This is a genomic window from Actinobacillus arthritidis (assembly GCF_029774155.1).
GTDB classification, from domain to species: Bacteria; Pseudomonadota; Gammaproteobacteria; order Enterobacterales; family Pasteurellaceae; genus Actinobacillus; species Actinobacillus arthritidis.
On record NZ_CP103833.1, the window covers coordinates 1,710,170 to 1,728,586 of the forward strand.

Genomic DNA, 18,417 nt, shown 5'->3' on the forward strand with positions numbered 1-18,417 from the left:
AGCAGACACGAATTTCTGTATAATCTCTCGTCTTTTTATAAACGAAATTCGCAAAAACTCTGGAGTAACAAAATGGCTCGTGTAACCGTACAAGAAGCGACAGATAAAATCGGCAACCGTTTCGACTTAATTTTGACCGCGGCACGCCGTGCAAGACAATTACAACTTCACGTTCGTGAACCACTTGTGCCTGAAGAAAATGATAAGCCAACGGTTATCGCATTACGTGAAATCGAAAAAGGTTTAATCAATAGTCAGATCATGGATCAATTAGAAAACAATGATGCGATCCAACAAGAAGTTGCTGAACAAGAAGCGATCTCTTTCTTAGCAGATGTTCAAGCTAACGCTTAAGATCAAATTTATTCAATATTTAGATGGATAATTGAAAATAAATAGTAGTACTATCTATTGTCAATTATCCATTTTTTAATTCTATTTTCTCGAGGTGTACCGTGTATCTTTTTCAACCGTTAGATAGCATTATTCAGGGCTATTTACCTGCTGATAAAATCGAGCTGGTAAAGCGTGCCTTTGTGATTGCGCGTGATGCGCACGAGGGGCAAACTCGCTCAAGCGGAGAGCCTTACATTACTCATCCTGTGGCAGTGGCATCCATTATTGCGGAAATGAAACTCGATCATGAAGCGGTAATGGCGGCATTGTTACACGATGTGATTGAAGATACACCTTACACGGAAGAACAGCTTGTCGCCGAATTTGGTGCGAGTGTTGCGGAAATCGTGCAAGGCGTTTCCAAGCTGGATAAATTAAAATTCCGTACCCGCCAAGAAGCACAAGTTGAGAACTTCCGCAAAATGATTTTGGCGATGACTAAAGACATTCGAGTGGTATTAATCAAACTGGCTGACCGTACCCATAATATGCGTACACTAGGGGCGTTACGTCCAGATAAACGTCGTCGTATTGCAAAAGAAACGCTTGAGATTTACAGTCCGTTAGCACATCGCTTAGGCATTGAACATCTTAAAAATGAATTGGAAGATCTCTGCTTCCAAGCGATGCACCCTCATCGTTATCGTGTCTTACGTATGGCAATTGATATGGCGCGCGGTACTCGCCAAGACCTTATTTCAACCATTTCTCACGAAATTCAATCACGTTTAGACGAAGCCGGTATCAAAGGCCGTGTTTATGGTAGAGAAAAACACCTCTACTCGCTTTATGAAAAAATGCGTCAACGCGACCAACATTTCCATTCCATTTTAGATATTTATGCGTTTAGAGTGGTGGTGGAAAACCTAGATAATTGCTACCGTGTATTGGGGCAAATGCACTCGCTGTATAAGCCTCGCCCGTACAAAATTCGTGACTATATTGCCGTGCCGAAAAGTAACGGTTATCAGTCATTACATACCTCAATGATTGGGCATAAAGGTGTGCCGATTGAAGTACAGATTCGTACCGAAGATATGGATTTAATGGCGGAACTCGGCGTAGCGACTCATTGGCGTTATACCGAAGATCAAACCACAGCAACCAGCGTACAACAAAAAGCGCAACAATGGTCGCGCAGTATTATCGAGCCGCAACAAAGCGCCGGTAACTCGGATGAATTTATTGAGAACGTTAAATCCGACCTTTTCTCCGATGACATTTATGTGTTCACGCCTAAAGGTCGTATTGTAGAATTGCCGGCAAAAGCAACCGCTATCGACTTTGCTTATGCGGTTCACTCGGATATTGGCGACCGTTGTGTCGGCGCAATCGTTGATCGCAATCCGTATCCGATCTCACAACCGTTGCAATCAGGACAAACGGTTGAAATTCTGACCGAACAAGGTAAACGACCAAGCCCGTCTTGGCTGACCTTTGTGGTGAGTGCCAAAGCCCGTTCAAAAATCCGCACTGCACTGAAACATTTAGAAAATGTTGATCAGGTTACGGATGAAGTAGTGAAACCGGAACAGTTGGATGTTGATATCGAATTGGAAATCAAAGACCAGCCGGGCGTATTGGCAAGTTTAACCAATGCGATTGCTTCAATGAACAGCAATATCGGCACGGTAGAAAGTCGTCCGAACGGTACGGGTAATTACCAAGTGAAAATGCGTATTTCCGTCACGGATAATGCCCATCTTTATGTAGTGATTCAGAAGCTAACCAAAGTAAACGGCGTCATTCGTGTCACAAAAGCCTAATCGTCTCTAAACATAAGCGGTGGATTTTTGTAAATTTTTTACAAAATTTGACCGCTTATTTTCTCGTTAATCCCTCTCAATTCGGCTATAATTGCCCGAATTTTTTATACACATTAAAAAGGAACTCCAATGTTATATCCAAGCGAAGAATTTCTTTATGCACCAGTTACATGGGTAGATCACAGCGAAGGTTACACTGACATTCGTTACCACAAATCAACCGATGGTATTGCAAAAATTACCATCAATCGTCCTGAAGTACGTAACGCATTCCGTCCACAAACGGTTAAAGAAATGATCCACGCTTTCGCCGATGCTCGCTTTGACGAAAAAATCGGTGTAATTGTGCTAACCGGTGAAGGCGAATACGCATTCTGTGCTGGTGGTGACCAAAAAATTCGTGGTGACTACGGCGGTTATAAAGATGACAGTGGTGTACATCACTTAAACGTGTTGGAGTTCCAACGTGATATCCGTACTTGTCCGAAACCGGTTGTTGCAATGGTAGCAGGTTATGCGGTAGGTGGCGGTCACGTATTACATATGATGTGTGACTTAACGATCGCGACCGATAATGCGAAATTCGGTCAAACCGGCCCGAAAGTGGGTTCATTTGACGGTGGCTGGGGCGCAAGCTATATGGCTCGTATCGTAGGTCAGAAGAAAGCACGTGAAATCTGGTTCTTATGCCGTATGTACGATGCACAAGAAGCATTAAATATGGGCTTAGTAAACACAGTTGTACCTTATGCGGATCTTGAAAAAGAAACCGTGCGTTGGTGTCGTGAAATGTTACAAAACAGTCCAATCGCATTACGTTGCTTAAAAGCGGCATTAAATGCGGACTGTGACGGGCAAGCCGGTCTTCAAGAATTAGCAGGCAATGCGACGATGTTGTTCTATATGACGGAAGAAGGTCAAGAAGGTCGTAACGCTTTCAACGAAAAACGTGAACCTGACTTCAGTAAATTTAAACGTAATCCGTAGTTACATTTAAAAATACTTCCACTCTCTCCCCTTGTGGGAGAGAGATAGCTTGTTAAAGCGTGAAGCGAAAACAAGCAGAGAGAGGGGAATTGCAAAATTTTTCGGGAATTTAACCGCTTCTCCCTCTCCTTGGTTTCTCTTCTAAACGAAGAAAAGCCTACCCTCTCTCATAAGAGGAGAAAGTAATAACTTAACCGCCCAACTTAATTGAAAAGGCTCTAAACAAGCGGTCTAATTCGCTCACTTTTTGCAAAGAATTTTCTATGTCAAATACCCAAACCGAATCTAAAACGCCAGAACAAGAAGATATACAACCAAAGAAAAAACCTTTCTTCATTCCGACTTGCCTCAAATTAGGTCTTATCAGTGCTTGCTTTGCGGCATTTTATGGGATCTACCTTGACGGGCGTATTCGTACCAAAATGGACGGTCAGGTTTGGCAATTACCGGCTGAAGTATATAGCCGAATTGAAAGTATTAGTATTGACGATAAACTCTCTCTTGAAGCAACCAAACAAGCATTGCTTGATAACGGCTATCGCCAAGTTTCTCAAATCGCAACGCCCGGCGATTTTAAAATCGAAGACAATAAATTAGTCTTATTACGCCGTGCATTTCCATTTCCCGAAACACCGGAAGCACAACGTATTTTACGTTTACACTTTGAAAATAATAAATTAGCACATATTGAGGACTTAGTACAAAGTAAGCTGATTGATGAGTTTCGTCTTGATCCGAAATTAATTGCGATGCTACATTCGGGCAATGATGAAGAACGTCAGGCATTACGTTTACAGCAATATCCGTACTTCCTCATTCAAGCATTAATCCTGACAGAGGATAAACGATTCTATCAACACGACGGTATCAGCCCGTTAGGTATTGCACGTGCATTAATAGCTAACTACCAGGCTGGCAGAACCGTGCAAGGTGCGAGTACGTTAACGCAACAATTGGTTAAAAACTTGTTTTTAACCAGTGAAAAAACCATTGTGCGTAAAGTGAATGAAGCATTAATGTCGCTGATTTTAGATTTCCGCTATGATAAAAATCGTATTCTTGAAACCTATTTAAACGAAATTTATCTAGGTCAAAACGGCAGTTATCAGGTACATGGATTTGCCTTAGCGAGCCAATTCTATTTCGGTCGCCCAATCCAAGAAATTACCCCGTCACAAATGGCGTTATTAGTTGGTATGGTGAAAGGACCTTCCCTCTATAATCCATGGCGTCATCCTGAGGCGACTTTGGAACGTCGTAATGTGGTATTAAAATTATTACTGGAAAACCAAGCAATTACCCAACCGGAATATGAATTACTGGTCAAACAACCGCTTGGTGTTAAAGAGAAAGGGACAATTTATCGTCAACAACCGGCATTTATGCAGGCGTTAAATCTTGATCTCAAAGCAGAATTAGGTGAAACCAAATATGCACAGCTTTCCGGTGCAAAAATTTTTACCACTTTGGATAGAAAGCGACAACGTTCTGCTGAACAAGCCGTCATTAACGGATTAGAAAAGTTAGAAGAATCAGACAGCAAAATCAAAGATTTGCAGTCTGCTATTGTGGTTGCAGAATATAAAACCGGGAAAGTTCGTGCGATTGTGGGCGACCGTTTAACCCAATTTGCCGGCTTTAACCGAGCGATTCAAACTAAACGCCAAATTGGTTCATTGGTTAAACCGTCAATTTATGCGATTGCCCTTTCTGATCCAAAGAATTTTCGCTTAAATACACCGATTCAGAATAGACCGATTACCATTTATACTAAGGGTTCAGCGCCTTGGACACCGAGAAACTACGATAAACGCTTTAGCGGTTCGGTGATGTTAATGGATGCTTTAGTTCGCTCTCTGAATATTCCGACCGTAAATATCGGTATGAAAGTCGGTTTAAAGAAAGTGATTACGAAGCAAAAAGAAATGGGCTGGGATAAAGCAGATATTCCGGCATATCCATCAATGTTATTAGGGTCGTATTCAATCTCGCCTTATGACGTGACAAAATCATATCAAGTTTTGGCAAATAACGGTTTAAAAACGCCATTAACCACAATTGAAGCCATTATGTCACACGACGGCAGTCCACTCTATCAACGTAATATTGAAGAAGTGAGCCAACAAATCTTGCCTCAAGAAGCGACTATCCAGACATTGTATGCGATGCAACAAGTAGTGGAACGAGGCACGGCACGTAGCTTACAAAATGAATTTGCACATTTACGTTTAGCCGGTAAAACCGGGACAACCAATAATGCACGTGATACGTGGTTTGTTGGAGTGGATGGCGAAAACGTGACGACTGTATGGCTAGGTAAGGATAATAATACTGATACCAACTTAACCGGTTCAAGCGGTGCATTATTTGTCTATAAACAATATTTAGAGCGTGCGTTACCGACCGCCTTTAAATTACCGAAAGTCAATACCATGCAATGGGTAGGGATTAATGGCTACGGCACAATTAATTGTGATCCAAACCGTCAAATTCCAATGTGGCGTGACCGTGGACAACATTACTGTACTAACGCTGGTAATGTAGTGGAAGCAACTAAACCAACGGTATTAGAGGCAATTTCACTTGATAAATCCAAAACGGAAAATACCAAAGCTGAAGTTGCTGAAGATCAACAAGCCATTCCAACTGAAGAAGTAGCACCAACCGAATAATAAGCGGTTAGAAAAATTAAAGTTTTTGTCGCATTTAAATTAAAAAACGCATATTCAATTCTTATTGAATATGCGTTTTTCGTTTTCTGATTTCAAATTAATCCAATATAAATTAACGCTGACGAGCTTTGAAACGTGGATTGGTTTTGCAGATCACATAAAGTTTGCCTTTACGACGTACAATCTGGCAATCCGGGTGACGACTTTTTGCCGTTTTTAATGAGTTTAAAATTTTCATTTCATTTTCCTATTTTTTCGCAGTTAAGCCAGCCATACCTTTAAAGCGTTCATTAAAGCGACTTGCTCTACCTTCCGTATTCGCTTCCCGGCGTTTACCCGTATACACAGGATGTGAAGCAGATGAAGTATCTAGCGGATAAAATGGGTATTCTTTACCATCTTCCCACACCATTGTTTTCGTTGTAGTCGCACAAGAGCGAATAATCCAACCCATTTGTACTGAACCGTCATAAAACAATACTTCACGATAATTTTCAGGGTGAATCCCTTTTTTCATAATAAAAGTCCTCCAGTAACTTTATTTATTTCCATAAATAAAAAGTGGTTATATCCTATATGATAAATAATTTAATTTCTATAATTTTTTTATGGATATATCTCTTTTGCCGAAATTTTAGGCTAAATAATAAAAGTGAGAGCTAGATCGCCTTTTATTTTTATGTTTTATGATACGCTATCAACCATAGTTCATTGATCATTCCATAAGGACAATTATATGGCTCAACAACCATTCTTAATCGCCCCTTCTATTCTATCTGCTGATCTTGCTCGTCTAGGTGACGATGTTTTAGAAGTCCTCAAAGCCGGTGGCGATATTATTCATTTTGATGTCATGGATAACCATTTTGTACCCAACCTGACATTTGGTCCGGCAATTTGTAAAGCACTGCGTGATTATGGGATTACGGCGGACATTGATGTACATTTAATGGTAAAACCAGTCGAACGTTTAATTCCAGATTTTGCAAAAGCCGGGGCTAACTATATTACTTTCCACCCGGAAGCGACTGATCATATTGATCGTACATTGCAAATGATTCGAGATCACGGCTGTAAATCTGGGTTGGTGTTTAATCCTGCCACGCCACTCCATTATCTTGATTATGTAATGGATAAAGTGGATATGATTTTATTAATGGGCGTTAATCCCGGTTTTGGCGGACAAAAATTTATTCCAGCTACACTGAATAAATTAAGGGAAGTGCGTCATCGTATTGATGCTACCGGCAGAAGTATTCGCTTAGAAATTGATGGTGGCGTAAAAATTGACAATATCGCAGAAATAGCCGAAGCAGGTGCAGATACCTTTGTTGCCGGTTCTGCTATTTTTGATCAGCCGGACTATAAAGCGGTTATCGACCAAATGCGTGCCGAACTGGCTAAGATTTAATTTACCGTGCGGTATTTTTTGTAAAAAAGTAGCAAATTTTGACTGCTATCCGCGGATAAATTACCGAACGAGTCAAAATCTGCTATGGATAAACCCTATACATAATGTTAGAATATCCGTCGCTTTTCGCTGTTATAAGCGAACTATTTATACTTGTGTGAGAAATTCGCTGGTTTGACCTTCCTAAAAAACGTTGAATTTAGCATTTTTTTCTCTACACTATTCAACTCTCGCATTAGGCGAATTTCACATAGGAAAAACAAAATGAGCATTGAAGAACGCGTAAAAAAAATTATCGTTGATCAATTAGGTGTTAAAGCTGAAGACGTTAAACCAGAAGCTTCATTCATTGAAGATTTAGGTGCAGACTCTTTAGATACCGTTGAGTTAGTGATGGCTTTAGAAGAAGAATTCGATATCGAAATTCCAGATGAAGAAGCTGAAAAAATCACAACAGTTCAATCAGCGATTGACTACGTGACAAAAGCTAACGCATAATTTCAAGAATAAGGCGGTTAATAACCGCCTTATTTTTTGCTACAAATCTAATCACTTCCATATTTTAATTCAACTCATCTGCTCAAAAATCCGTAAAATCGTTTACAAACCATTCAAACAAGTTAGATTTACTAAAAATCACTTGATCATTTTTTTTAAATCCGTATTATACACGCCTGTTACACAACGTTATGGGTCGTTAGCTCAGTCGGTAGAGCAACGGACTTTTAATCCGTTGGTCGAAGGTTCGAATCCTTCACGACCCACCATTTAACTTGTAACACTTTCTAAAGGGTCGTTAGCTCAGTCGGTAGAGCAACGGACTTTTAATCCGTTGGTCGAAGGTTCGAATCCTTCACGACCCACCACTTTAGAACTTTCCAAATCAGTCAAATCTGAAATGGGTCGTTAGCTCAGTCGGTAGAGCAACGGACTTTTAATCCGTTGGTCGAAGGTTCGAATCCTTCACGACCCACCACTTTTACTTCCTTACAAATTTTCTTGAAAAAATCACCGCTTATTCTGTGTTTATAGTGTAAAATTCATTTGTTTTCAATGCACATATTTATTATTTATATAGCGAATTTTCTTTAATGATCAAAAAACTTTTTATTTCACTCGGCTTAATCGGTGCTATCACTTTAGGCGGTGTATTCTATGGTTATCAAAAACTTAATGATTTAGCACAACATCCAATTACCACCAAAGCAGATCAATTCTTTCTATTAGAAAAAGGCACATCTAGCCAAAAACTAGCACAATTACTAGAAGAACAACATATCGTTAATCACGATGATGTGAGCTTACTCCCCTACTTAATGCGTTTTAAGCCGGAACTCAGCAAATTCAAAGCAGGGACTTACTCACTTAATGGACTTAACACCGTTGAAGATTTGCTGAAACATTTTAGTTCCGGCAAAGAAGTACAACTTAACGTACAATTTATCGAAGGCAAAACCTTTAAGGTTTGGCGTGAACAATTGGCGCAAGCAAGTTATATGCAACACACACTAACTGGAAAATCTGAAGCGGAAATTGCCCAACTACTTGGGATTAAACACGATAAACTCGAAGGCTGGATTGCCCCGGATACCTATAGTTATGTTCCGAACTCAAGCGATTTAGCCTTACTTAAACGTGCTTATCAAAAACAACAAAAAGCATTGGATAATGCTTGGCAAAATCGTGCGGAAAATCTACCGCTTGTCACCCCGTATGAAATGCTGATTTTGGCTTCGATTGTGGAAAAAGAAACTGCCGTTGCAAGCGAACGCCCACAAGTGGCTTCCGTGTTTATTAATCGTCTTCGATTAAAAATGAGATTGCAAACCGATCCAACCGTAATTTACGGTATGGGCGATCGGTATAACGGTAATATTCGTAAAAAAGATTTAGAGGAAGCCACACCTTATAATACTTACGTGATTGACGGCTTACCGCCAACACCGATTGCAATGCCAAGTGAAGCCGCACTAAAAGCAGTTTCACAACCAGATAATACGCCATATCTCTATTTTGTGGCGGACGGGAGTGGCGGACATAAATTTAGCAAAAGTCTAGACGAACACAACCAAGCGGTTCGTGACTGGATTAAAATCGAACGAAACAAAAAACTTGAGAAGAAATAAGATGCGTGGAAAATTTATTGTTTTGGAAGGTTTAGAAGGTGCTGGCAAAACCACCGCCCACCAAGTGATTTTGGCACAATTGGAAAAAGCGGGTAAAAATGTGGTACAAACCCGTGAACCCGGTGGTACGCCGCTCGCAGAAAAATTACGTCATTTAATCAAACACGAAACCGAAGAAGCGGTTAGTGATAAAGCCGAATTACTGATGTTATATGCGGCACGTATTCAATTAGTCGAAAACGTAATTAAACCGGCATTGGCAGAAGGCAAATGGGTGTTAGGCGATCGTCACGATATGTCTTCTCAGGCTTATCAAGGTGGTGGACGCCAAATTGATCGTCACTTACTCGAAACCTTGAAAGAAACCGTTTTAGGTAAATTTGAACCTGATTTAACGATCTATTTAGATATCGATCCTGCGGTCGGTTTAGCACGTGCGAGAGGTCGTGGCGAACTGGATCGTATTGAACAGCAAAGCCTTGATTTCTTTTATCGCACACGCCAACGTTATTTGGAACTGACACAAAATAACGAGAAAGCGGTAATTATTAATGCAGAACAACCGATTGAAAAAGTAGCGGCAGATATTCAACAAGCGGTCGCAAATTTCTTAAATATTGCAAAATAAATATGCTATATCCTTGGCTTCAATCCACTTATCAACAACTGACAGAATCCTTTTTACATGGGCGTGGTCATCACGCCCTGTTATTTAAAACCGATTCGGGTTTAGGCACGGAAACGCTGATTCGTCATTTTGCACATTGGCTACTCTGCAAAAATCCGCTCGGCGAACAGGCTTGCCAGCAATGTAAAAGTTGTTTATTGACTACTGCCGGAAACCATCCCGATTTCCATATCTTAGAACCGATTGACGGTAAAGATATCGGGATTGATCAAGTACGTGAAACCAATGCCAAATTGCAAAACTTCTCGCAACAAGGTGGCAATGCGGTGGTATATATCCGAGGTGCGGAACGCTTAACCGAAGCAAGTAGCAATGCTCTCTTAAAAACGCTTGAAGAACCGCATAACAGCGTTTATTTTCTGCTAGAAGCACCATTACAAGGTGCAATGTTACCGACCATTCAAAGTCGTTGCCAAACCTGGTTAATTCATCCACCGGAAACGGATATTGCGTTAGATTGGTTGCAAGCAAACTGTAGTGGTGTCGATTTTGCTTCTTGTGAAATTGCGATGCGTTTATGTCATCAACGCCCGCTGATTTGCAAAAATTTCTTAGAAAATGACCGCTTGCAAGCTCGTAAAACCTTTTTGCAAACCTTTTGGCGTTTCTTTAAAAACCGAGATGTGTTACTCCTCTTTACCGCATTCGATGAAGAAAAAGAATTGGTATTACAACAATTAGAATGGTTGGATAGTTTTTTTGCCGATGCGTTAAAAGCCAAAATGGATATCGCAATCGGTTGGACAAATCCGGATTTACAAGCCGGTATTCTGCCATTTAGCCAACAACTCTCCGCTCAAGTATTGCTAAAAGGTCACCAAATTCTGCAACAAACCCGCCAAGACTTACAGCAAGTCAATGCGGTTAATTTGGAATTGATGTTACTTAATTGCCTGACACGACTGGTGTTAGAGGTTTTTGAATAGTCGTCTGATAAAAGGAGAGAAATATATGAATACAATAAATATTACTTTGGGAGAATATTTTGATAATTTTATAGATAAATTATTGAAAACCGGTCGTTATCCATCAGAAAATGACATTATTATTGTTGCCTTAAAAATGCTACAGGAAAAAGAAAATACCCTTTTACAGCTTTCAGAAAACAAAAATTCATAGAAAGGAAAAAACATTGAAAGACTTATTTATTATCGACTCACATTGTCATTTAGATGCTTTAGATTATGAAACTCGTCATAAAAACGTGGACGAGGTGATCGAAAATGCTAAAGCACGTGGCGTTCATCATTTTATCTCAATTTGTACTACTGTCGGGCGTTTTGAGGCGATGAAAGCCTTAACGGCACATCGTAATGATGTTTCACTATCTTGTGGCGTGCATCCGTTAAATGTCGAAGATGAACCGTTTGATTACGACAAACTACTTGCCTTCGCACAGGATGAAAAAGTGGTTGCGATTGGTGAAACCGGCTTAGATTACCATTACACGCCGGAAACGAAAGCGTTACAACAATCGCTGTTTTCACAACAAATTGAAATTGCCAATAAAGTGAATAAACCGCTGATTATTCACACTCGTTCCGCTCGTCAAGATACAATGGATATGCTGATTGCTGGCAATGCTGAAAAATGTGGCGGTGTATTACATTGCTTTACCGAAGATTGGGATATGGCAAAACGTGCATTAGATATTGGTTTCTATATCTCGATTTCAGGTATTATCACCTTCCGTAATGCGGAAGAATTACGTGATGTAGTACGTAAAGTACCACTTGATCGTTTATTGGTTGAAACCGATTCGCCTTACCTTGCACCGATCCCGTATCGTGGTAAACCAAATCAGCCGGCTTACGTGCGTGAAACTTGTGAGTATATTGCCGCCCTAAAAGGCGTTTCAACGGAAGAATTAGCTCGCATTACCACTAAAAATGTGCAAAACTTATTCAAAATTACACTCTAAATCTATAAAAGTTAAATAAAGGAATCCTAATGAAAGCGATTTTAAAATATTTTCTCATCCTCGTCTCACTCTCATTTTTTATTGTGTTAGGTGGTGCAGTCAATTATGCGATGCCAAGCTATGAAACTACCACGGTAACTGGTATGGAAGTACGTCGTATGGATAAAGACGGTATCATCAGTAAAGCTAACCCAGCAGACGGCGAAGTGCGTGATGTCTATTTCTTGTTTACCGAGAATCCGGAAACGAAAAAAGTGATGGTATATCGTAACGAAGATACCGGTTGGGGCTTACCGCCTTATTTCAAATTCGGCTCTGCGGATATTCAAGCCAAAGCCCAAGCGTATGCAAACGACAAACAACTGGTGCAAATTAAATATTACGGCTGGCGTATTAACTTCTTAAATGAATTTAGAAATATTGTGTCAATCAAACCGTTAGCCGAAGGCGAAAGCGACTCAATGCCGATTTTCAGTTATATTCTCTACGGCGTATTAGCGTTGCTATTCTTCCTCTCCATTCAATTTATTCGTGGCATCTTCCGTAGCGAATAACCTATTCCAAGCGGTTCAATTTTGCTAGAATTTTGCAAATTGAACCGTTTTTTATTGCGAGCGAAATGATTTATTTTATTGCAGACCTACACCTCAATGAGGCACAGCCTCAGATCACTGAACACTTTTTGCAATTTATGCAACAAAAAGCACCGCTTGCAGAACGTGTGTATATCCTAGGTGATTTCTTTGATTTCTGGATTGGTGATGACGAGCAATCCGAGCTTATCAACCAAGTGAAAGATGCCCTAAAAACCCTTACTACAAGCGGTGTAAAATGCTATTTTATTTGCGGAAACCGTGATTTCTTATTAGGCAAACGCTTCGCGCAAGAAACCGGTATGGAAATTTTGCCTGATTATCATCTGCTTGATTTATACGGTCACAAAATGCTGATTTGCCACGGTGATACACTTTGCATTGACGATGTAAAATATCAACAATTTCGCCGTAAAGTACATCAGAAATGGTCGCAGTGGCTCTTTTTACGTTTACCGCTCTCTTTACGTATTCGTATCGCTCAAAAAATTCGAGCCAAAAGTAAACAGGATAAACAAGCTAAATCAGCCGACATTATGGACGTAAATCCGGCATTTACCGCTGAAACGGTCAAACACTTCGGTGCGACTTATCTGATTCATGGTCACACCCACCGCCAAGCGGTACATTCTGAGGCGGAATTTACTCGTATTGTCCTCGGCGATTGGAAAGCGGATTACGCTTCCATTTTAAAATTTGATGAACAGGGATTTGAGTTTGTATGATAGATGTGATCATTCCTTGCTATAACGCTGAACACACATTAGTGCGTGCGGTACAAAGCGTGTTAAACCAACCGCAATTAGGCAAATTATGGTTAATTGATGATTGTTCTACCGACGGTACTTTTGCTCTAGCCGAATATTTACAAGCACAATTACCACACAAAATCCAAGTAGAACGTATGCCGAAGAATAGCGGTGCGGCTAAGGCTCGAAATTGGGGTGCCTTACAAAGTGAAGCCGACTTTATCGCTTTTTTAGATGCGGACGATGCTTATGAAGATTATGCGTTACAAATTGCAGAAGGGATTTTCACTTTTAGGCCGGAAACTGCCGTTGTTCGTTTGGCTCTTAAACCGGTTGGATTAGCTGAACGTTATACCACTCACGCTAACTTTGAATACGCTTGGCAATATATGCGAATGACCGGAGCAGGAAATACCGTATTCCGTCGCTCATTTTTTCTCGCTTGCGGCGGTTTTCCGCAACACCAAATTTTCCGAGAGTTAGGCGGTGAAGACGGTGCTTTAGGTATTGCTACTACGCAAATTAGTGCGGTTGCTACCGCATTTAATGATGCCGGCGTGTTACATTATTGCCATGAAGGTATGTATGCGGAACGCCTATTGGACGCTATCTTATTCAATAAAACGCCAAAGGGTATCACCGCGGAGAAAATAACAGAAGCACAAGCCGTCACAGATAAAATCTGCCAACAAGTTCAGCAACTAAAAGAATGTATAACAACGAAAAAAATCGGAATAAAACCACTCAATATTCAGTGGAATTAGTTGAAAAAGAGACAAAATCCATCTAACATCTCTAATTGAGATTAATTATCAACTTTAATTACTATGAAACTCTTTTATATCATCACCGGATTTTTATGTATTGGACTTGGCATTTTAGGTGCGATTTTACCCGGTTTACCGACCACACCGTTTTTATTACTGGCACTTTTCTGTTTTGGCAAAAGCTCGCCTCGCTTACAAATGTGGTTTATGCGAACCAAGCTCTATCAAAAATATTTAAAAGAATATGATGAAAAACGTGCTATGACTATGAAGCAAAAAATTACGATTTTGGTAATTTCAGCTCCTTTTTGCATTATTTCATTTTTCGCTTTGCCTAATATTTGGGGAAAATTGGCTTTAATCGCCGTAGTTATTTGCCAATATTGGTATTTCTTCTGCAAAATCGCCACAATTCCTACGGCTGAAAAGAGTAGCCGTTCCAATGCCTAGACTTTAATCATCTTGTTTTTTACGTCTTGCTCTCGGATGAGCCGCATCATAAATCTTAGCAAGATGTTGGAAATCCAAATGCGTATAAATTTGAGTGGTGGAAAGATTACTATGCCCAAGTAATTCTTGAACTGCACGTAAATCTCCGCTCGCTTCCAGCATATGTGTCGCAAATGAATGGCGTAATTTATGTGGGTGTAAATGACTTTCCAATCCCTGTTTCTCGCCCCATTTTTGCATCACAAGTTGGATCGAACGATGTGAAAGTCTTCCACCTCGTTTATTTAAAAATACCGCATTATTTTGCGGTTTAAATTGCCCTCTTACCGCTAACCAACGATTTAAGGCTTCAAGTGCTTTCGATCCAATCGGTACAATACGTTCTTTATTCCCTTTACCCAATAATCGCACTTCTCGTCCGGCTAAATCCATATCGCCTAAATCAAGCCCTTGTAATTCCGATAAACGTAAGCCGGAACTATACATAAGTTCCATCATGGCTAAATCACGCAAATCACTCGGGTCATTGCTATCACTCGTTAAAAGTCGCCCTACCTGCTCCGCATCAATGTTTTTCGGTAATCGCTTATTTGCTTTCGGTGCTTTAATGCCAACTGCCGGATTGACCGACATCTGCTCTTGTCGAATTAAATAATTAAACCATTGACGTAATGCGACTAAACGTAAAGCGATACTTTTTGCCCCCAAGCCTTGTTTATTACTTTGCGTGATAATCCAACGTACCGTAGCACTATTTACTTCTTGCCATTGTAAAATACCAGCTTGATTAAGCATTTCGCTTACTGCTAATAACTGACGCTGATAATTACTCAACGTATGTTGACTAGCTTGTTTTTCGATACGAAGAAAATCCCAATAAGGTTTAGTTTGCAGATAAAGGGTATTTTGTGAATTGAGCATAATAATAAAATGTGGAAAGGCATTTAATGGGCAAGAAAAACAAGCGGTCAAATTTGCAAAATGCTTCGCAAAAACAACCGCTTCTGTGTATTAAGCTAGATTCAGTTGACCGATACGTACACCGACATTGCCTAATGCCACCGGGCTTAAATAATCGCCTAAAAATTCAAAAAGTTCGTTTACATCGGTAAAGCTACGTTGAATTTTGACATCATCTTCCACTTTACGAGTAAATTCGTATTGTACTTGTGAATCGCCAATTTTCGCTTCTAAGGTAATAAATACCGTTTCAAAGAAATGGTTTACATTACCCTCTTCGCCCGGATCACTCACACGGACATTCCAATGATTACTAAATAAAACTTCGGTTTTTGACATTGTGTTTTTCCTCTTATAAAAATACCCCCTCTTGGTAAAGAGGGGGATTGGGGGAGATTTTAATTATTGTAAAACGGAAATATCCGCTACTTGCAAGAACAAGTTACGTAAATTATTTAGAATTGCCTGACGGTTACGGCGAAGATTTGAGTCTTCTGCGTTTACCATCACTTTTTCAAAGAAATTATCTACCGTTTCACGTAAGCTCGCTAAACGATCAAGCGCAACTTGGTATTCGCCATTTTCGAATTTCGGTGCAAGTTCTGCTTGTAACGCAAGTACTTGTTCTGCCAGAGCTTTTTCTTCTGCTTCAACTAATAATGAACGATCAATTTCTGTTGAAATTTCACCTTCCACTTTCGCTAAAATATTGCTTACACGTTTATTCGCTCGCTAACACTTCCGCTGAATCTAAAGTACGGAAATGCGACACTGCACGCACACGAACGTCAAAGTCAGCCGGCTTAGTTGGACGGCGAGCCAATACCGCTTGGATAACGTCCACCGCAATACCTTCATCTTGATACCACGCACGGAAACGACCGAGCATAAAGTCCACTACATCTTCAACTACATTTGCATTGGTCAATTTATCACCGAATAATGCGACCGATTTACGCACTAAATCTTCTAAATCAAGCGGTAAATTTTTCTCCACGATAATACGGAGCGAGCCTAATGCCGCACGACGTAGTGCGAATGGGTCAGCACTGCCTTTCGGCGCTTGACCGATACCGAAAATCCCGGTGAGCGTGTCGAATTTGTCCGCTAATGCTACTGAGCAAGCAACTAACGATTTCGGTAATTCATCGCCGGCGAAACGTGGCATATATTGCTCGTTTAACGCTACTGCGACTTCTTCATCTTCGCCGTCGTGACGTGCGTAGTGCATACCCATTACGCCTTGCGTATCGGTAAACTCAAACACCATATTGGTCATCAAGTCGCATTTAGAAAGTAAACCCGCACGTTCCGCTTTCGTTTTATCTGCACCGATTTGTGTAGCGATTTCGCCCGCTAATGCTTCGATACGAGCAGTTTTATCACGTAACGTACCTAACTGTTGTTGGAACAACACGGTTTCAAGGCGTGGTAAACGATCTTCTAAACGCTGTTTTAAGTCGGTTTTGAAGAAGAATTCCGCATCGGTTAAACGTGGACGAACCACTTTTTCATTACCTTCGATAATCGCAGTTGGATCTTCTGGGTTGATGTTTGAAACAAAGATAAAGTGCGGTAATAATTTGCCGTCTTTATCATAGATCGGGAAGTATTTTTGGTCGCCTTTCATTGTATAAACCAAGGCTTCCGCAGGCACAGCAAGGAAACGCTCTTCAAATTTTGCGGTTAATACGTTCGGAAACTCAACCAATGAAGTTACTTCATCTAATAAGTCTTCTTCGATGTCTGCTACGCCACCTAAAGCGGTCGCTTTTTCTTGCGATTTTGCAAGAATCAACGCTTTACGCTCGTTGAAGTCGGCAACTACCATACCTTTTTCACGTAATGCGACAAGGTATTCGTCTGCGTGTGAAATAGTAAATTCACGCTCGCCTAAGAAACGGTGTCCACGTACCACGTTAGCGATTTTTACACCTAAAATTTCGCCTTCGATTAGCTCACCACCAAAGAATAAGGTAACCGTATGCACAGGGCGCACGAATTGCTCGGTTTTATCGCCCCAACGCATCATTTTTGGAATCGGTAAATTCGCTAAAGAACGAGAAATAATGTCCACCAATAAATTTTTAGTCGGCTGACCTTCAATCACCGCACGGTGAACTAACCATTCACCTTTATCGGTTGCAATACGATCCGCCTGATCAACGGTAATACCACAGCCTCTCGCCCAGCCTTCCGCCGCTTTGGTTGGCTTGCCGTCTGTGTCAAACAGCGCCGATACCGCAGGCCCACGTTTCTCAATTTCTTTGCTTGGTTGAGCAGTCGCCAAACCTAACACCTTCACCGCCAAACGGCGTGGTGCGACAAACCATTCCACTTTCTCGAATGATAAACCCGCTTGGTTTAATTCGTTTTCTACATTCTCCGCAAACGCGGTCGCTAATTTTTTGAGTGCCTTCGGTGGCGGCTCTTCAGTGCCGATCTCGGCGAGGAAGTTTTGTGTTGTCATTGTATTTCTCTCTGCTAGAGTGCAATTTATTGCACCATTAAATTTCAAAATATGTTTTTTCTGCGCCGTGTCCAAAATTTAAATCACTTATTTTCTTCTGATAAATACCTAATTCTTTTAATAAAATTTCGCTATTAGAAGAAGATTGAAAACGATATCGATAACGACCATTTTCAGTTTTCTTACGCTCATATTGCGTTACTTCATAAGCCGATACAACTAAGTTTTCACCACCAGTATTCACGCCAATAATATATTTAATTCTATCTGCTTTTTCTTTAGCCAAAACCCAATTTCCTAGAGTTCTAGATTTTAGGTTACTATCATCTATATTATTAAAATTAAAATGGCGACTATCATTTTTTGATAATGCTAACGCATTTTTAATTTTAACCACTAAAATCAAACCTGTCGCTTTAATTTCATTTTTAGAAATTTGCATTTTTCTTTATGCCCCTCTT

The 18,417-nt window shown here is 40.5% G+C and carries 20 protein-coding genes, 3 tRNA genes and 1 pseudogene; 18 read left to right on the top strand and 6 right to left on the bottom strand.

The features are described 5' to 3' along the window. Positions 1-72: 72 nt before the first annotated feature. The 4 genes from rpoZ to mrcB all read left to right on the top strand — a co-directional run bounded on the left by rpoZ (position 73) and on the right by mrcB (position 5,821). A complete protein-coding gene (gene rpoZ / locus NYR89_RS08060) occupies positions 73-354 on the top strand; it encodes a DNA-directed RNA polymerase subunit omega (RefSeq protein WP_279445417.1) in 282 nt (93 codons plus the stop codon). A 101-nt stretch (positions 355-455) separates the two neighbouring features. Next, on the top strand, positions 456-2,162 hold the full coding sequence (locus tag NYR89_RS08065; protein ID WP_279445418.1) for a RelA/SpoT family protein: 1,707 nt from the start codon (positions 456-458) through the stop codon (positions 2,160-2,162). Positions 2,163-2,291: 129 nt separating this feature from the next. Then, positions 2,292-3,149 (top strand): 1,4-dihydroxy-2-naphthoyl-CoA synthase, encoded by an 858-nt coding sequence (gene menB / locus NYR89_RS08070; RefSeq protein WP_279445419.1) that lies wholly within the window; start codon positions 2,292-2,294, stop codon positions 3,147-3,149. A 263-nt stretch (positions 3,150-3,412) separates the two neighbouring features. Beyond that, entirely contained in the window at positions 3,413-5,821 is a 2,409-nt protein-coding gene (mrcB, locus tag NYR89_RS08075) for a penicillin-binding protein 1B (protein WP_279445420.1), read from the top strand. Positions 5,822-5,933: 112 nt separating this feature from the next. Here the strand turns inward: mrcB and ykgO are convergent, their stop codons facing one another. Both ykgO and NYR89_RS08085 read right to left on the bottom strand, forming a co-directional pair. After that, positions 5,934-6,059, bottom strand: a complete 126-nt coding sequence (gene ykgO / locus NYR89_RS08080) for a type B 50S ribosomal protein L36 (RefSeq protein ID WP_006249481.1) — start codon at positions 6,057-6,059, stop codon at positions 5,934-5,936. 9 nt (positions 6,060-6,068) lie between these two features. Beyond that, the gene (locus NYR89_RS08085) at positions 6,069-6,338 is read right to left on the bottom strand and encodes a type B 50S ribosomal protein L31 (protein WP_279445421.1); all 270 of its coding nucleotides are present in this window, start codon (positions 6,336-6,338) and stop codon (positions 6,069-6,071) included. 219 nt (positions 6,339-6,557) lie between these two features. On the opposite strand from NYR89_RS08085, the gene rpe reads away from it, so the two are divergent. The 14 genes from rpe (at position 6,558) to NYR89_RS08155 (ending at position 14,526) form a co-directional block, all read left to right on the top strand. Next, on the top strand, positions 6,558-7,232 hold the full coding sequence (rpe, locus tag NYR89_RS08090; protein WP_279445422.1) for a ribulose-phosphate 3-epimerase: 675 nt from the start codon (positions 6,558-6,560) through the stop codon (positions 7,230-7,232). Between the two features lie 264 nt (positions 7,233-7,496). Continuing rightward, on the top strand, positions 7,497-7,730 hold the full coding sequence (gene acpP, locus NYR89_RS08095) for an acyl carrier protein (RefSeq protein WP_005599419.1): 234 nt from the start codon (positions 7,497-7,499) through the stop codon (positions 7,728-7,730). A gap of 193 nt (positions 7,731-7,923) precedes the next feature. Further along, positions 7,924-7,999, top strand: a tRNA-Lys gene (locus tag NYR89_RS08100). Between the two features lie 23 nt (positions 8,000-8,022). Next, positions 8,023-8,098 (top strand) — tRNA-Lys (locus NYR89_RS08105). Between the two features lie 34 nt (positions 8,099-8,132). Continuing rightward, positions 8,133-8,208 (top strand) — tRNA-Lys (locus tag NYR89_RS08110). 115 nt (positions 8,209-8,323) lie between these two features. Continuing rightward, positions 8,324-9,358 carry an endolytic transglycosylase MltG gene (gene mltG, locus NYR89_RS08115; RefSeq protein WP_279445423.1) on the top strand — a complete coding sequence of 345 codons (1,035 nt, stop codon included), beginning with the start codon at positions 8,324-8,326 and terminating at the stop codon, positions 9,356-9,358. Position 9,359: 1 nt separating this feature from the next. Next, the gene (gene tmk, locus NYR89_RS08120) at positions 9,360-9,986 is read left to right on the top strand and encodes a dTMP kinase (protein WP_279445424.1); all 627 of its coding nucleotides are present in this window, start codon (positions 9,360-9,362) and stop codon (positions 9,984-9,986) included. 2 nt (positions 9,987-9,988) lie between these two features. Continuing rightward, entirely contained in the window at positions 9,989-10,972 is a 984-nt protein-coding gene (locus NYR89_RS08125) for a DNA polymerase III subunit delta' (protein ID WP_279445425.1), read from the top strand. A 25-nt stretch (positions 10,973-10,997) separates the two neighbouring features. Next, entirely contained in the window at positions 10,998-11,165 is a 168-nt protein-coding gene (locus tag NYR89_RS08130) for a ribbon-helix-helix domain-containing protein (RefSeq protein ID WP_279445426.1), read from the top strand. 13 nt (positions 11,166-11,178) lie between these two features. Further along, positions 11,179-11,967 (top strand): TatD family hydrolase, encoded by a 789-nt coding sequence (locus tag NYR89_RS08135; protein ID WP_279445427.1) that lies wholly within the window; start codon positions 11,179-11,181, stop codon positions 11,965-11,967. Between the two features lie 29 nt (positions 11,968-11,996). Next, the gene (locus NYR89_RS08140) at positions 11,997-12,521 is read left to right on the top strand and encodes a DUF1523 family protein (protein WP_279445428.1); all 525 of its coding nucleotides are present in this window, start codon (positions 11,997-11,999) and stop codon (positions 12,519-12,521) included. A gap of 65 nt (positions 12,522-12,586) precedes the next feature. Further along, complete coding sequence (gene lpxH / locus NYR89_RS08145) at positions 12,587-13,285, top strand: UDP-2,3-diacylglucosamine diphosphatase (protein WP_423848003.1); 699 nt, start codon at positions 12,587-12,589, stop codon at positions 13,283-13,285. Continuing rightward, positions 13,282-14,073, top strand: a complete 792-nt coding sequence (locus NYR89_RS08150) for a glycosyltransferase family A protein (RefSeq protein WP_279445430.1) — start codon at positions 13,282-13,284, stop codon at positions 14,071-14,073. Before lpxH ends, NYR89_RS08150 begins: the two co-directional genes overlap by 4 nt. A 63-nt stretch (positions 14,074-14,136) precedes the next feature. Beyond that, positions 14,137-14,526: a YbaN family protein gene (locus tag NYR89_RS08155; RefSeq protein WP_279445431.1), complete on the top strand. Its 390-nt coding sequence runs from the start codon at positions 14,137-14,139 to the stop codon at positions 14,524-14,526. A 3-nt stretch (positions 14,527-14,529) separates the two neighbouring features. On the opposite strand, the gene xerC is transcribed toward NYR89_RS08155, so the two are convergent. The 4 genes and pseudogenes from xerC to NYR89_RS08175 all read right to left on the bottom strand — a co-directional run bounded on the left by xerC (position 14,530) and on the right by NYR89_RS08175 (position 18,398). Next, entirely contained in the window at positions 14,530-15,447 is a 918-nt protein-coding gene (gene xerC / locus NYR89_RS08160; RefSeq protein ID WP_279446668.1) for a tyrosine recombinase XerC, read from the bottom strand. A gap of 90 nt (positions 15,448-15,537) precedes the next feature. Next, entirely contained in the window at positions 15,538-15,825 is a 288-nt protein-coding gene (locus NYR89_RS08165; protein ID WP_279445432.1) for a DUF5377 family protein, read from the bottom strand. 63 nt (positions 15,826-15,888) lie between these two features. Further along, positions 15,889-17,956, bottom strand: a pseudogene (gene glyS / locus NYR89_RS08170) (glycine--tRNA ligase subunit beta). A gap of 37 nt (positions 17,957-17,993) precedes the next feature. Further along, a complete protein-coding gene (locus tag NYR89_RS08175) occupies positions 17,994-18,398 on the bottom strand; it encodes a hypothetical protein (protein ID WP_005599368.1) in 405 nt (134 codons plus the stop codon). Between the last annotated feature and the right edge of the window lie 19 nt (positions 18,399-18,417).